The 16,360-nt window shown below is 38.1% G+C and carries 12 protein-coding genes and 1 pseudogene; 7 read left to right on the top strand and 6 right to left on the bottom strand.

Features of this window, described 5'->3' with window-relative positions; genetic code table 11:
• Positions 1-108: 108 nt before the first annotated feature.
• From hslV to dapE, 6 genes are all read right to left on the bottom strand, one after another.
• Complete coding sequence (hslV, locus tag EL259_RS07905; protein WP_126600554.1) at positions 109-633, bottom strand: ATP-dependent protease subunit HslV; 525 nt, start codon at positions 631-633, stop codon at positions 109-111.
• A gap of 162 nt (positions 634-795) precedes the next feature.
• Positions 796-1,986, bottom strand: coding sequence for an alpha-hydroxy acid oxidase (locus tag EL259_RS07900; protein WP_126600552.1), 1,191 nt, complete (start codon positions 1,984-1,986; stop codon positions 796-798).
• 171 nt (positions 1,987-2,157) lie between these two features.
• On the bottom strand, positions 2,158-3,753 hold the full coding sequence (locus tag EL259_RS07895) for an L-lactate permease (protein WP_126600550.1): 1,596 nt from the start codon (positions 3,751-3,753) through the stop codon (positions 2,158-2,160).
• A 443-nt stretch (positions 3,754-4,196) separates the two neighbouring features.
• Positions 4,197-4,745, bottom strand: a complete 549-nt coding sequence (locus EL259_RS07890; RefSeq protein WP_126600547.1) for a YtfJ family protein — start codon at positions 4,743-4,745, stop codon at positions 4,197-4,199.
• 9 nt (positions 4,746-4,754) lie between these two features.
• Positions 4,755-5,432, bottom strand: coding sequence for a M15 family metallopeptidase (locus tag EL259_RS07885; RefSeq protein ID WP_126600930.1), 678 nt, complete (start codon positions 5,430-5,432; stop codon positions 4,755-4,757).
• A gap of 7 nt (positions 5,433-5,439) precedes the next feature.
• The gene (dapE, locus tag EL259_RS07880; RefSeq protein ID WP_126600545.1) at positions 5,440-6,585 is read right to left on the bottom strand and encodes a succinyl-diaminopimelate desuccinylase; all 1,146 of its coding nucleotides are present in this window, start codon (positions 6,583-6,585) and stop codon (positions 5,440-5,442) included.
• Positions 6,586-6,913: 328 nt separating this feature from the next.
• On the opposite strand from dapE, the gene aceE reads away from it, so the two are divergent.
• The 7 genes and pseudogenes from aceE to lptA form a co-directional block, all read left to right on the top strand.
• On the top strand, positions 6,914-9,583 hold the full coding sequence (gene aceE / locus EL259_RS07875; RefSeq protein ID WP_126600543.1) for a pyruvate dehydrogenase (acetyl-transferring), homodimeric type: 2,670 nt from the start codon (positions 6,914-6,916) through the stop codon (positions 9,581-9,583).
• A 79-nt stretch (positions 9,584-9,662) separates the two neighbouring features.
• Positions 9,663-11,552, top strand: a complete 1,890-nt coding sequence (aceF, locus tag EL259_RS07870; protein ID WP_126600541.1) for a pyruvate dehydrogenase complex dihydrolipoyllysine-residue acetyltransferase — start codon at positions 9,663-9,665, stop codon at positions 11,550-11,552.
• Positions 11,553-11,637: 85 nt separating this feature from the next.
• Positions 11,638-13,056: a dihydrolipoyl dehydrogenase gene (gene lpdA / locus EL259_RS07865; RefSeq protein WP_126600540.1), complete on the top strand. Its 1,419-nt coding sequence runs from the start codon at positions 11,638-11,640 to the stop codon at positions 13,054-13,056.
• A gap of 179 nt (positions 13,057-13,235) precedes the next feature.
• Positions 13,236-13,622 carry a tautomerase family protein gene (locus EL259_RS07860; RefSeq protein WP_126600538.1) on the top strand — a complete coding sequence of 129 codons (387 nt, stop codon included), beginning with the start codon at positions 13,236-13,238 and terminating at the stop codon, positions 13,620-13,622.
• A 76-nt stretch (positions 13,623-13,698) separates the two neighbouring features.
• Complete coding sequence (locus EL259_RS07855) at positions 13,699-14,889, top strand: amino acid aminotransferase (RefSeq protein ID WP_126600536.1); 1,191 nt, start codon at positions 13,699-13,701, stop codon at positions 14,887-14,889.
• A gap of 244 nt (positions 14,890-15,133) precedes the next feature.
• Positions 15,134-15,715 carry an LPS export ABC transporter periplasmic protein LptC gene (gene lptC, locus EL259_RS07850; protein ID WP_126600534.1) on the top strand — a complete coding sequence of 194 codons (582 nt, stop codon included), beginning with the start codon at positions 15,134-15,136 and terminating at the stop codon, positions 15,713-15,715.
• Positions 15,696-16,217 (top strand): annotated as a pseudogene (gene lptA, locus EL259_RS07845) (lipopolysaccharide transport periplasmic protein LptA); the annotation flags it as partial. The gene lptC and the pseudogene lptA, both read left to right, overlap by 20 nt.
• Positions 16,218-16,360: the final 143 nt, after the last annotated feature.

Below are 16,360 nucleotides of genomic sequence, written 5' to 3'. Positions count from 1 at the left end.
CACCGAGCCCGTTGTGATGCGGGCTCATTGTTATGATAATTTTTATAATCGTACTCTAATTTTGTGGGCTATCTTTTTTAGCCTCGTTCATCAAAATTAGTCTTATAATTATGGTAATTCTTCGATTGTGAAGTTTGTGTTAGTGAATACGCAGATATCGCCCGCAATTTTTAAAGATTTTTCTACGATTTCACGAGCTGATAGATCGGTATTTTCTACGAGTGCACGAGCAGCTGAAAGTGCATAGTTGCCACCTGAGCCGATCGCTAAAATTTGATCTTCTTCTGGTTGTACTACATCACCAATACCTGTGATGATAAGGCTTTCCGTTTCGTCTGCAACGATCAACATTGCTTCTAACTTACGTAAAGCTCGGTCAGTACGCCAGTCTTTTGCTAATTCAACAGCACTTTTTAATAAGTGTCCGTTATGCATTTCTAGCTTACGTTCAAAAAGCTCAAAAAGTGTAAACGCGTCTGCTGTACCCCCTGCGAATCCTGCAAGGACTTTCCCTTTATACAAGCGTCTTACTTTACGTGCATTACCTTTCATGACGGTATTACCTAAAGAAACTTGTCCATCGCCGCCGACGACGACTTTACCATTGCGTCTAACGCTGACAATTGTTGTCATTTGTTTATCCTTTTTATTGTAAAACGTTTTACTAATATGGAGATAAAAGCCAAGATTTCAAGTGATAGGGTAATAAATTTTCGGATATAATTACGAGAAAGCGGGATTTTTAGGCATAAAAAAACAGGTCATAAGACCTGTTTTTTACTAAATATTCAAAAATTATTTTTGAACTTTACCTGGTAATTCGATTGATTTAGCAGGTTTGATTAAGAATTCTGGTAAGTTTTCTACTTTATCACAGTTCAATTGTTGCATTACTTGTAAGAATTCGCGTTTCAAGATTTGAGCAACTTGGTCACCACCTTTCTTACCTAATGCACCAACACCGTACATCCAAGCACGACCTAAGAAACAGAATTCAGCACCGCTTGCGATACAGTTTGCGATATCTGGACCACTGCGCATACCACTATCCATCATAACGGTCATTTTGCCTTTTAATACGTCAAGGATTGGTTTTAAGGTTGCGATACTTGATGGACCCGCATCTAATTGACGACCACCGTGGTTAGACACGATAACACCGTCAAGGTTAAGATCTAATGCAGTTTGTGCATCTTCTGGGCTCGCCATACCTTTGATAACGATTTTACCTGGCCAAATATCTTGAATACCTTTGATACGATCAACAGTTAATTTACCATCAAAGAAGTCATCCATGAAGATACCTAATTGACGAAGATCCATACCTTTGTTCATGTATTTTTCAAGAGTTTTGAAACGTGGTAATACACCATTTTGTAATGTTTCAATTGCCCAAGTTGGTTTGGTTGCTGCGTTTAAGATATTACGGAAATACATTGCAGGTGGCATACCGAAACCGTTATAGATATCACGTGGACGGTAACCGAAGGTTGGTACGTCTGCTAATAAGCAAAGTACACGACAGCCGTTATCCCATGCACGTTTTAAGATATCTTTACGATATTCATCGTCTTTTGGATAGTAAAGTTGGAACCAGAAACGACCATCTGTGATTTTCGCACATTCTTCAATGCTCATTGTAGTTACAGTTGAGAGCATGAATGGAAGGTTGTGATCTTTTGCAGTTTTCGCAAGAATTTCAGAACAATTCGGCCACATTAAACCTTGTAAACCAACGGCACTGATACCGAATGGTGCATCATAAACTTCGCCAAATAGCTCTTTCTTGGTTGAAGATTCGCGATAGTCAGTCATGTATTTTGATAATACTTCTACTTCACGAATTTCTGCAGTATTTTTGTGAACATTGATATCTTCGTTACAACCTTCTGATAAGTAGTCATAAGAAAAACGTGGCATACGTTGTTTAGCACGACGGCGTAAATATTCAACGCTTGGATATTTCACATTAATATCGAAACTCATAATCCTCTCCTTAATATATAAAAGGATTGTTAAATGGTGATAACCTGCCGACCTCGTCGGCAGATATTTTAAAACAAACTCCTACCATTTGAATTTAATCTTTTTTAAATGGCGGGTTACGGTTGCTAATTTTACATTATTTTTACATTTTGCCAACTCTTTTTTCATTAATTACACATGAAAAAATAGTGGAATTATAGTTAATGCAACAACCGCTGCGATAATACCGTAAACAATCATTGGAACGATTGTTTTCTTAATGATAGTCCCTTCTTGATTATCAATATTTAATACGGAACTTACTGCCACGATATTATTGATACATACCATGTTACCCATTGCCCCACCTACTGATTGTAATGCAAGGATTAAGGTTGCAGATAGCCCTGTCATTTGTGCTGTTGATAATTGAACACTACCAAATGTTAAGTTAGATACAGTATTAGATCCTGAGAAGAATGAACCAATAGCACCTAAATATGCTGCAAATAATGTCCAGTAATGACCTGTTGCTTCTGCGAAACTTTTACCAATGATTTTAACCATTGAGTGATCACCACCTACTAACATTAATTTAACCATAATTAATGCGCCAACCAATGCCAAGAATGGGTTACGACTTTGTTGTAAACTTTCTTTAAAGATTGCGCCAGTTTGTTTTGCTGAAAGTGCGAATACTGGTACAGCAATTAATACAGTAATTACAAATGGAATTAATGCTGGTACATATAAAAGTTTATAACTAGAAGTAATGTTTGTACCGAAGATATGATTTAAACTTAATACTAAACCTTTACTTACATCAAAGTAACCTAATGAACCTAATTGAACCCCTACCCAGTGAGTCGCATCATTTAACATACCTTTGAATGGAAGTTGTTTAATACGAGTAATGATAAGGATAAAAATTAATAATCCTGTAGGGAAAAGTGCTTTAGTTAATGCTTTACCTGTTACAGCACTTGCTTCAGTGTGGCTTTCATCTTTTTCAAGACCCCAACCTTTATTAGCCGCCCATACAGAGATAAATAGACCAACCGCACCACCAACTAATGCAGGGAATTCATAGTTTACAAATGCAATTAATACGTAAGGAATTACACAAGCGAAAACACTAATGTAGATAAATACGATATTTTTACGAATTTGTTGCCAACTTACGATGAAACGTAATGCCATTACTGGAATAACGATAGATGCAAATGCGTGGATAGTTGCACTAATCGCACCTACTTGTAGAATTTCATGTGTTGGAAGATTTAATGGTGCAAAACCGAACCAAGTTGGTGTACCTACCGCACCGAAAGAAACTGGTACAGAGTTCATTACAAGTGCAAGCATTGCAACACGTAATGGTGGAAAACCTAAACCAACAAGAATTGGTGCAGCGATCGCAGCTGGTGTACCAAAACCACTCGCCCCTTCGATCATGAAGGCAAAAGCCCAACCGATAATCATCAATTGTGCGACTGGATTTGGATTAATGTGACCTAACCACTTACGTAATGTATCTGTTACACCAGAAACATCACAGAAACGGTTAAATAAAATCGCACCAAAGATAACAGTAATCGGTGTTTGTACAGCGATTAATGCTGACATGATGTTTGCACTTACAGTTACGATATCCGTTTGGAAATACACCAATTGGATAATCAAAATAACTGCTGCAATCCATGGAAGTGCAACATATGAAGGCCACGCCTTACGTTTTACCATTAAATAAATGAGTAAAACAATGGGAAAGATACTCAAAAAAAGTGCCATATAAGCTCCATTTAATAGTTAAAGATAAATAAAAAACTAATCTGGGCGAGATTGTAATCCATTTTGTAAGTTTAGTGTAATGCAAATGTTAAAAATGTGATTATAATCACATAAAAATAACGCCTTTGCTGATAATTATGGCAATCTCAAAAAAATAAATAGAAAATTATTTTAAAAATTATAAGGTTAGGTAATTTTGTCCATTTGTTATTATCTCACCTAACATCTGCCCTTTTTTCATAAACTCAGCCAGCAAATTACTCAAAAAGTCATATAAAAATTAGGGGTTTAAATACTTTTTCTACTATCTTATGTTTTTTCGCTAAATTGTAATAACGGGTCGCGGAGTTTAACAAAATTATTTTAAAATGTTAAAAAAAATTTGCCTGTTTTTAATTAAAAAAAACAGGCAAATTTATATTCGTTTTTGCTATAAATGCTACTTATTGTAATTTTTGTGTTAAATCAAGAACTTCCTTGATCTGTGCTTGGGTGAGTTTACCTTCATTTACGAAGCGCACTTTTCCAGCTTTATCCAATACAACAATCAAACTATCTTCTGGTTTTAGATCCCATGCTTTTTTCACAACACCTTTGTTATCCATCACAACTTGCGTACCTGGATGATCTTTTTTACCATTATTTACAGCACGTTCAATTAAAAATCCAGTACCAAACATTTCATCATCACCATTGATAATTGTTGTTGTTTGATAATTTTTAGGATTCAATTTTTCTTTTCCTAAAAGAACCATTAAATCGTTATTCATTTTTTGTGCGCTTACACGTCCAGCAATGTGTTGTAATACTCGCACTTTACCTTTTAATTCTTGGCTATACCATGGTTTATGACCGATTTTGCCATCTTGTAATGTTACTTCCCCAGAATCAGTTACTGTTACTGCGGGTAAAGGCTGGTTAAGGTGAATGTTATTTGCTTGTACTAAGCCCGCAAAAAAAAGTGCAGTACTTAATAATAACTTTTTCTTCATTTTTTGTTTTTATCCTTTAATAAAGTAGTGAGTAAAAATTTCATCTAAATGAGTGACTAGCGTTTCTTTACCCGCTAGCTCATCATTGTCCCATGCATCTAATAATACTTGTTTATTCATTTGCTGAGCAAGTTTTTGGGATAATGGAAAATAAGTTAAGTGCCACGGTTCACGCCCAAATAAATATTGCTCAGGTAGATCAAGAAAACAAAAAGAAAATCCGAATTTTGGGGCGTGTTCTTTTAACCATTCTGTTAATGGATAAAAATACCCACCTTTTTCGTATTCCCAGGGTTCTAATTGTAATGTTTTGTCTTGTGGTAATAATTCGGGATCATAAATATCTATTTCCGTTCCCCAATGATGGCGACTCAATCCTGGTAAGGCTGACCAACGCAAAATCGCTTGGCATTTCTGCCAGTCATTTAACACATTGAGATTAACGGGCGTACTTGTATCATCATGAACCTTACGTTGTCCAGTAAATTTTGCATTCCAAATCACCTTTTGGCGTTCAAAATCACGAAAACTGCTTGCTGGTTGTAAATTAAAGCCCGCTTTCTTTGCTGCTTGCTGCAATTTTTTAAATGCATCTGCTACCTCAGGTTGTAAATAATGCCCCTCTTTTTCTAATGGCATTAAATGTGAGCGTGTTTTTCCCGTTAAAATAGCATGATTTTTTTGCATCATAACCTCACTTAGATAGCAAATCTTCTAAAATCATTTGATAGATTTTTTCCAATTTAATGAGATCCTCACAACTTGTCCACTCATTCACTTTATGAATAAGGGCATTAATCGGACCTAATTCAACCACCTCAGCGCCTGTTTGTGCGATAAACCGTCCGTCCGAGGTTCCGCCAGTGGTATTTAATTCACTTTCAACCTGTGTCACATTTTTTACAGCATTTTTTACAGCATTTGTAAAACGCCCTGGTGCAGTAAAGAAAGGTTTCCCTGATAAATGCCATTTTATTTCATATTTTAATGCATTTTCTTTTAATAAAGTTTCAACGATATTTTCAATTATTTCGTGATTCAATTCAGAACTGTAACGTAAATTAAATTGAATATCTACATAAGGCGGAATGACATTTGTACTCCCCTGCCCTGCATGAATGTTAGTGATTTGCAAACTCGTTTTTGGAAAAAATTCATTACCTTGATCCCATTCATAATTTACAAGTTGCGTCAAGAAAGGAAGCACACGATGAATTGGGTTCTCCGCTAAATGCGGATAAGCAACATGCCCTTGAATACCAAAAATCCGTAAATAACCAATTAAAGAACCACGTCGTCCATTTTTTACAACATCACCGAGTTTTTCTGTGCTGCTCGGTTCGCCAACTAAACAATAAGTGACAGGCTGTTGATTTTCGATAAGCCACTCCACCACTCGTTTTGTCCCATTCTTACCACTATCTTCTTCATCTGAAGTAATTAGAAAAGCAACGGTTCCGTTATGATTTGGATGGGCTGTTACAAAATTTTCAGCAGCAACAATCATGGCGGCAAGTGAGCCTTTCATATCCGCTGCACCACGCCCAAATAAACGATCGCCAATAATTTCTCCCGAAAACGGGGGCGTGTGCCATTGACTCTCATCGCCAACAGGTACGACATCCGTATGCCCTGCAAAAACAAAAACTGGTTCGCCATGCCCATGCGTTGCCCATAAATTATGCGTATCATCAAAATGTAAATCAGTTATCTGAAATCCTTTTTTACATAAGCGTGTTTTTAAGATTTCTTGGCAACCCGCATCATTTGGGCTAATACTTGGTCGTTTTATCAAATTTTGTGCAAGATCAATTGTCGAACCTAGTTCATTCTTTTGCATTTTTTGTTCCTTATTATTTAGGCATAAGGTAATTTTATCTGTTCTAAATCAATTTATGACATAGAATTTTATCAAGTTACAAACATTTTGCGTGTTTTTTATTCGAATGTAACATAATTAACATTGTATTTTTCTATCATTACTTACAAAAGGTGTCGCACTTTCTAAGTTTTCGTACTAGAATAGCAGACCGAGTACTTAAAATTAACTTTATATTTACATTTGCTAAGTTTTTACGTTAATTTGTACAATAATTATTCAGTTTACTCCACCGTTTAATTTTTTAATTAAACATATCATTAACTTTTTAACAAAAAAGGAAAAGACTATGTCAGATACATTAAGAAATGACGTAGATCCAGTCGAAACTCAAGATTGGTTATTAGCTATTGACTCAGTTATTCGTGAGGAAGGTACAGAAAGAGCCCAATACATCATCGAACAACTCATGCAACACGCCCGCACACAAGCTGTTTCTCTACCTTCTGGTCTTACTACAGACTACATCAATACCATTCCTGTTTCAGAACAACCACAATATCCAGGTAACTTAGATTTAGAAAAACGTATCCGTGCTGCGATTCGTTGGAATGCGGTGATGATGGTTCTTCGTGCATCTAAAAAAGATTTAGAACTCGGTGGTCATATCGCAACTTATCAATCTGAAGCAACACTTTATGAAGTTGCTTACAACCACATTTTCCGTGCACGTAACGAAAAAGATGGCGGTGACTTAGTTTACTTCCAAGGTCACAGTGCACCGGGTATGTACGCACGTGCATTCGTTGAAGGTCGCTTAACTCAAGAACAAATGGATAACTTCCGTCAAGAAGTTCACGGTAAAGGTCTTTCTTCTTACCCACACCCTAAATTAATGCCTGATTTCTGGCAATTCTCTACCGTTTCTATGGGTCTTGGACCATTGAACGCAATCTACCAAGCTCGTTTCTTAAAATACTTACATAACCGTAACTTAAAAGATACTAGCGAACAAACCGTTTACGCTTACTTAGGTGACGGTGAAATGGACGAAGTAGAATCACGTGGTGCTTTAGCATTCGCTGCACGTGAAAAACTTGATAACTTAGTATTTGTTATCAACTGTAACTTACAACGTCTTGACGGTCCTGTTACTGGTAACAGCAAAATCGTTCAAGAACTTGAAGCTAACTTCACTGGCGCTGGCTGGAAAGTTATCAAAGTTCTTTGGAGCAGCAAATGGGATGCATTATTCGCGAAAGATACAAGCGGTAAATTAATGCAACTTATGATGGAAGTTGTAGATGGTGACTACCAAACTATTTCTTCTAAAGATCCTGCATACATGCGTGAACACTTCTTCGGTCGTTACCCAGAAACTGCTGCATTAGTTGCAGACATGACTGATGAAGAACTTTCTACTTTAACTCGTGGTGGTCACGATCCACTTAAAGTATTCGCAGCATATAAAGCAGCGAAAGAAGTTAAAGGTCAACCATGTGTTATCCTTATGCACACTGTTAAAGGTTACGGTATGGGTGCTGCGGCTGAAGGTCGTAACATTGCTCACCAAGTTAAAAAACTTAACATGGACAGCGTTAAACACATCCGTGATTTCTTCAACATTAACTTAACTGATGAAGAAGTTGAAAAACTTCCATACATCACTTTCCAAGAAGATTCTGAAGAATACAAATACTTACACGCACGTCGTAACGAATTAAAAGGTTATGTACCAAGCCGTTTACCACGCTTTACACAACAATTAGACGTTCCTGCGTTAGAAGAATTCTCTCAATTATTTGAAGCACAAGCTCGCCCAATTTCTACTACTATGGCGTTCGTTCGTACTTTAAATATTCTATTGAAAAAACAAGGTCTTGGACAACATATCGTTCCAATCGTAGCGGATGAAGCTCGTACATTCGGTATGGAAGGTTTATTCCGTCAAATCGGTATCTACAACCCGAACGGTCAAACTTACGTTCCACAAGACCGTGATCAAGTAGCTTACTACCGTGAAGCAACTGATGGTCAAGTTCTACAAGAAGGTATCAATGAACAAGGTGCAACAGCATCTTGGATCGCAGCAGCAACATCTTACTCTGTAAATGATGTTCCAATGATTCCATTCTTCGTTTACTACTCTATGTTCGGTTTCCAACGTGTTGGTGACTTAATGTGGTTAGCAGGTGACCAATTAGCACGTGGTTTCATGATCGGTGGTACTTCTGGTCGTACAACATTAAATGGTGAAGGTTTACAACACGAAGATGGTCACAGCCATATTCAATCTTCTATCATCCCTAACTGTGTATCTTACGATCCAGCATTCGCATTTGAAGTTCCAGTAATCATCCAAGACGGTATCCGCCGTATGTATGGTCCAGAACAAGAAAATGTTTACTACTACATCACAACCTTAAACGAAACTTACGATCAACCAGCAATGCCAGCAGGTGCTGAAGAAGGTATTCGTAAAGGTCTTTACAAATTTGAAACTGTTAAATCAGAAGGTAAAGAAAAAGGTAAAGTTCAATTACTTGGTTCTGGTTCTATCTTACGTCACGTTCGTGAAGCTGCTCAATTATTGGCTAAAGACTACGGTATTAGCTCTGATGTTTATAGTGCAACTTCATTTACTGAAGCAGCACGTGAAGGTGAAACAACTGTTCGTTGGAACATGTTACACCCAACAGAAACTCCACGTGTTCCATACGTAACTCAAGTAATGAACGATGCTCCAGCTATCGTTGCAACTGACTACGTGAAACTATTCCCAGAACAAATCCGTGCATTCGTACCAACTACAAACTACACTGTATTAGGTACTGACGGTTTCGGTCGTTCTGACAGCCGTGAAAACTTACGTGAACACTTCGAAGTGAACGCTCACCATGTTGTAATTGCTGCACTTTCTGCACTTGCTAAAGAAGGTAAAGTTGAAAAACAAGTTATCGCAGATGCAATTGCTAAATATGGTATCGATGCAGACCGCATTAACCCACTTTACGCATAAGTAGTTGGGTTATTCACGTAACCTCTTTTAACCCAAAGGTGAGCATTTTTATGCTCACCTACTAACAAGGAAAATAAAAATGACAAAACAAATCGATATTCCTGATATTGGTAGTGACGAAGTAACAGTAACGGAAGTAATGGTAAAACCAGGCGACAAAATCGCAGTTGACCAATCTGTTATCAATGTAGAAGGCGACAAAGCATCTATGGAAGTTCCTGCACCAGAAGCAGGCGTTGTAAAAGAAGTTCTCGTAAAAGTGGGCGACAAAGTTACAACTGGTACTCCAATGTTAATTCTTGAAGGTGCAGACGCAGCAGCGGCTCCAGCACCAGCTCAAGCAGCTCCTGCTCCAGCAGCAGCACCTGCAGCATCAAAAGTGGTTGATGTTTGCGTTCCAGACATCGGCGGTGACGAAGTTAACGTAACTGAAATCATGGTTAAAGTTGGCGACACTATTTCTGAAGAACAATCTTTAATCACTGTTGAAGGTGATAAAGCATCTATGGAAGTTCCAGCACCAATCGCAGGTACCGTTAAAGAAATCTTAATCAAAGTAGGCGACAAAGTTTCTACTGGTTCTTTAATCATGCGTTTTGAAGTTGCAGGAAGCGCAACTGATGCAGCACCTGCTCCAGCAGCACAAGCAACTGCACCAGCAGCGGCAGCAACTTCTGCAATTAAAGATGTAAACGTTCCAGATATCGGCGGTGATGAAGTTAACGTAACTGAAATCATGGTTAAAGTAGGTGACACTGTTTCTGAAGAACAATCTTTAATCACTGTTGAAGGTGATAAAGCATCTATGGAAGTGCCAGCACCATTCGCAGGTACTGTTAAAGAAATCCTAATCAAAGTAGGCGACAAAGTTTCTACTGGTTCTTTAATCATGCGTTTTGAAGTTGCGGGAAGCGCACCAGTTGCGGCACCTGCTCCAGCAGCACAACCTGCAGCAGCGGCTCCAGCTCCAGCGGCAGCACCTGCTCCAGCAGCTCAACCAGCAGCGGCAGCAAGCGCATCTGAAGTTGAATCTGCAAAATCTTTCGCACACGCAACTCCTGTTGTTCGTCGTTTAGCTCGTGAATTTGGCGTTAACTTAGACAAAGTTAAAGGTACTGGTCGTAAAGGTCGTATCATGAAAGAAGACGTTCAAGCTTACGTTAAAGCAGCGGTTAAAGCAGTTGAAAGTGGTGCAGTCGCAAGCGGTAAAGCAGACGGTGCTGGCTTAGGTTTATTACCATGGCCAAAAGTTAACTTCAACAAATTCGGTGAAACTGAAGTTCAACCATTATCTCGCATCAAAAAAATCTCTGGTGCAAACTTACACCGTAACTGGGTAATGATTCCACACGTTACTCAATGGGATAAAGCAGACATCACTGGTCTTGAAGCTTTCCGTAAAGAACGCAATGCATTCTTAGCGAAAACTAAACAAGACGTTAAAATTACTCCACTTGTTTTCATCATGAAAGCAGCGGCAAAAGCACTTGAACAATTCCCATTATTCAACAGCTCATTAAGCGAAGATGGCGAAAGCGTTATCTTGAAAAAATATGTAAATATCGGTGTTGCTGTTGATACACCAAACGGCTTAGTTGTTCCTGTATTTAAAGATGTAAACAAAAAAGGCGTTCTTGAACTTTCTCGTGAATTAATGGAAGTTTCACAAAAAGCACGTCAAGGTAAATTAACTGGTAGCGACATGCAAGGCGGATGCTTCACTATTTCTAGCCTTGGTGGTATCGGTGGTACTCACTTCACTCCAATCGTGAATGCACCAGAAGTTGCTATCTTAGGTGTATCTAAATCAGATATGGAACCAGTATGGAACGGTAAAGAATTTGAACCACGCTTAATGCTTCCATTATCATTATCATACGATCACCGTGTGATCGATGGTGCTGATGGTGCGCGTTTCATCACATTCTTAAGCCAAGTTCTTGCTGACTTACGTCATTTAGCAATGTAATAAATATTATTTAGTGGGCAATACACTTGCCCACTTCTACCCAACAAATAGGCGAAATTTAATCGCAAATTATTCGAGGTAAAAAATGAAAGAAATTAAAACTCAAGTTGTTGTACTCGGCGGTGGTCCTGCTGGTTATTCAGCAGCATTCCGTTGTGCTGACTTAGGTTTAGAAACTGTTATCGTTGAACGTTTCTCAACCCTAGGTGGTGTTTGCTTAAACGTAGGTTGTATTCCATCTAAAGCATTATTACACGTAGCAAAAGTTATTGATGAAGCAAAATCTTTAGCAGCTCACGGTGTTGTATTCGGTGAACCTAAAACTGATTTAGAAAAAATCCGTTCTTGGAAAGATAAAGTAATCGGTCAATTAACTGGCGGTTTAGCTGGTATGGCTAAAATGCGTAAAGTTCAAGTGATCAATGGTTATGCAAACTTTGATAGCGCAAACAGCATGATCGTAACTAGCCCAGAAGGCGAAACTAAAGTTACTTTTGATAACGCAATCATCGCTGCTGGTTCACGCCCAATCCAATTACCATTCATTCCACATGAAGATCCACGTATCTGGGATTCAACAGACGCACTTCGCTTAAAAGAAGTTCCTAAGAAACTTCTTATCATGGGCGGTGGTATCATCGGTTTAGAAATGGGTACTGTTTACCATGCACTAGGTTCTCAAATCGAAGTAGTTGAAATGTTCGATCAAGTTATCCCTGCTGCGGATAAAGACGTTGTTCAACTATTCACTAAACAAATCAAAGATAAATTTACCCTTCTTTTAGAAACTAAAGTAACTGCAGTTGAAGCAAAAGAAGACGGTATCCATGTATCTATGGAAGGCAAAAATGGTGTTGATACTCGCGTTTATGACGCAGTACTTGTTGCTATCGGTCGTACACCAAATGGTAAACTTATCTCTGCAGAAAAAGCAGGCGTAAACGTTGATGAACGTGGTTTCATCCGTACTGATAAACAAATGCGTACAAACGTACCTCACATCTTCGCTATCGGTGATATCGTTGGTCAACCAATGCTTGCTCACAAAGGTGTTCATGAAGGTCACGTAGCTGCTGAAGTTATCGCAGGATTAAAACACTTCTTCGATCCAAAAACTATCCCATCTATCGCTTATACTGAGCCAGAAGTTGCATGGGTTGGTAAAACTGAAAAAGAATGTAAAGCAGAAAACATCAACTACGAAGTGGCTAAATTCCCATGGGCTGCATCAGGTCGTGCAATCGCATCTGACTGCTCAGAAGGTATGACTAAACTTATCTTCGATAAAGATTCTCACCGCATTATCGGTGGTGCTATTGTGGGTACTAACGGTGGTGAATTATTAGGTGAAATCGGTTTAGCAATCGAAATGGGTTGTGATGCTGAAGATTTAGCGTTAACTATCCACGCTCACCCTACTCTTTACGAATCAATCGGTTTAGCGGCAGAAGTATTTGAAGGTTCTGTAACTGACTTACCAAATGCAAAAGCGAAAAAGAAATAAGCTAGTGCTTATTGAATAAACAAATCCCATCCTCGTGATGGGATTTTTTCTGTAAATAAAATAGATATGATCTAATCACATTAAATTTGAGAGCGCATAACTTGACAAAGTCACTATGCCCCGTTTTAATAAAAGAACGTTATTTCAACGTAATATAATAAAAAAGGATAAATAAAACCGTGATTATTGTTTATGGTTTAAAAACAAAAATTCAACCTCGCAAACAACAACTAATGGATATCATTTTTCATTGCTTACATCTTGAGCTAGGCATTCCTCCAAAAAAACACGCATTACGTTTTATTGGATTAGAAGCCGAAGATTATTACTATCCAGAAGGTCGTACAGATGACTTTACCGTTATCGAAATTAATCTTATGCAGGGACGTACCGAATTTACTAAAAAACGCTTAATTAAAATGCTATTCAGTGAATTGGAAGATAAACTGGGTATTTCCCCGATAGATGTTGAAATCACGATAAAAGAGCAACCCGCACATTGCTGGGGATTTCGTGGAATGACGGGCGATGAGGCTCGTGACCTAACGTATAGCATCGAACGATAAAAAATGCGGTATTTTTTGTTTTTGAAAAATACCGCATTTTATATCTTTTATTTAATAATACGAAGTGAGAATGCCTATGTTTGAAAATATTATTGCTGCACCTGCAGATCCGATTTTAGGACTCGCCGAAGCATTTAAAACCGATCCACGTCCTAACAAAATTAATCTTGGAATCGGAGTTTACAAAGATAATAACGGTAACACGCCTATTTTAAATAGTGTTAAACAGGCGGAAACCGAACTTTTAGCAGATGAAACAACTAAAAGCTATTTACCAATAGACGGGCTTCCACAATACGATATTCTGACCCAAACACTTTTATTTGGAGAGCATGCTGAAATTATTCAATCCGCACGAGCTAAAACTTCCCAATCTGTGGGAGGAACAGGTGCTTTACGCATTGCAGCCGAATTTTTGAAAAGCCAAACACCTGTCAAAAAAATTTGGATAAGCCATCCAACTTGGCCAAACCATCTTGCTATTTTTGCAGCAGCAGGTATTGAGATTGCAGAATATCGCTACTACGATGCCCAAAACCACTGTTTAGACTGGGATAATATGCTTGCCGACCTTAGCCATGCACAACCTGGCGATGCTGTGCTATTCCACGGTTGTTGCCATAATCCAACGGGAATTGACCCAACGCCTGAACAGTGGCAGCAACTTGCTACCCTTTCTGCAGAAAAAGGTTGGTTACCTGTTTTTGACTTTGCTTATCAAGGTTTAGCGAATGGGCTTGAAGAAGATGCAATCGGTTTGCGTTGTTTTGCAAAATGTCATAAAGAATTGCTTGTTGCAAGTTCGTATTCTAAGAATTTCGGACTTTATAATGAACGAGTTGGTGCATTTACACTCGTAGCTGAAAATGCAGAAATTGCTCAACGCGCTCAAAGCCAAGTAAAACGAATTATCCGTACGCTTTATTCTAACCCACCTTATCATGGCGCTGCCTGTGTCAAACTCATTCTTTCCGATCCTACTCGTCGCCAACTTTGGGAAAATGAGCTTAATGCCATGCGAGATCGCATTAAAGCAATGCGCCAACAACTTGTTACAGGATTAGCACATTATGGTGCGCAAGAAAACTTTGATTTCATTCTTGAACAAAACGGAATGTTCTCTTTTAGTGGATTATCCCCTGAACAGGTTGAGCGTTTAAAAGAAGAATTTGCGATCTATATCGTGCGTTCAGGACGCATTAATGTTGCAGGCATTACACCAGAAAATATTGATTATCTCTGCCAAAGTATCGTGTCCGTTTTATAATAATCACGCCCCAAAAATCATAATTTTTTATGATTTTTGGGGCGTATTTCTTCTTTTTTGTCGCAATAAAATCCTTTTACCCACTATCCGATAAGCAATTTATTTTATAGAATAAGCCCCTTTCTCTAAGAACCGTTAATTCCCAGATAAAAATTTGGGGAGTTTTTGGTCGTTCTCCTTTATTTATACGGTTTGGCATAAAATATATGGTATAATTTTACTAATTTTTTTGTTGGTATTTTTTATGAACACACGTTGGACAATTTTTTTAGGTATTATTGCCGCTATCGTTTTTGGATGGTTTTATCATCTCAATCAATTAGCGAACCCTCAGTCACTTATCTTGTCTGATAAAAAAGGAGAATTGAGTACACCAACTTACATTGGTGAAAATATGCAGACCCTCGCTTTTAATAAAAATGGCGATAAAGATTATGAAGCGACAGCGCCCAAAGTTATCTATTACCAAGAAGCTGGGCTCACTCAATTTCAGTCCCCTGATCTCATATTATTTAGTGACAATGCCACCAACGTAGTACCAGCATGGCAAATTACTGCTAAAAATGCTGATTTAAAAGATGATATTGTCACCTTAGATAAAGATGTACGTGTACTTAACTTACAGCCCGATCCAGTAGTCAAAACGCTAACTACTGAAAAAGCGTTTGTCAATCTTAAAAATGGTGACTATCAATCACCAAATATAACAACCATTACTGGTCCACAACTTAGTGCTGTTGGGCGAACTATGTCAGGGAATTTTAAACAACAACAAATTACCTTAGAAAATCAAGTAGATACCCATTATGAATTTAAACAACCGTAAATCTATTCTCTTACCGCTGGTATTAGCAACAACAATTTTAGCAATGGCTCCTCAAGCTTTTGCATTAAAGGATGATACCCGTCAACCAATTAATGTGCTTTCCGATAAGCAATCATTAAATTTGGCATCATCACAGGCAGTATTTACAAAAAATGTTTATATCACGCAAGGTTCAATCCAAATAAAAGCCCATAAAGTGATTGTCACACGTCCTAAAGACAAAAAGAAAAGTGAAACATTAGATGCCTATGGTTCACCTGTTTATTTTCAACAAACACTTGATGATGGTAAGGTCGTAAAAGGGTCGGCTGATTTTGTACATTACGATCTAAAAACAGAATTTATTACCCTTATCGGACACGCTAAGCTACGTCAAGCAGAAAGTCAAATTGAAGGACGTAAAATCACTTACGATGTGAAAGATCAACAACTCAAAGCTGATGGTTCAACTCAACGTCGTGTTCGTACAATTTTAATTCCATCACAATTAGATGATGCGAAAAATGCGCATGCTCACCAAGTTAAAGAGGAAGACGCACCTGTTATCAATTTCAATACTCGTGCCCCTCTCACTCAAACAGAAGATGTGCAAAAATTACATAATGAGCAAAAAATGGATGAGCAGTCCACATTGCCTATGCAAAC

Source organism: Actinobacillus delphinicola (genome assembly GCF_900638385.1).
Lineage (GTDB): Bacteria > Pseudomonadota > Gammaproteobacteria > Enterobacterales > Pasteurellaceae > Actinobacillus_C > Actinobacillus_C delphinicola.
This window is presented reverse-complemented; position numbering and strand designations above follow the sequence as displayed.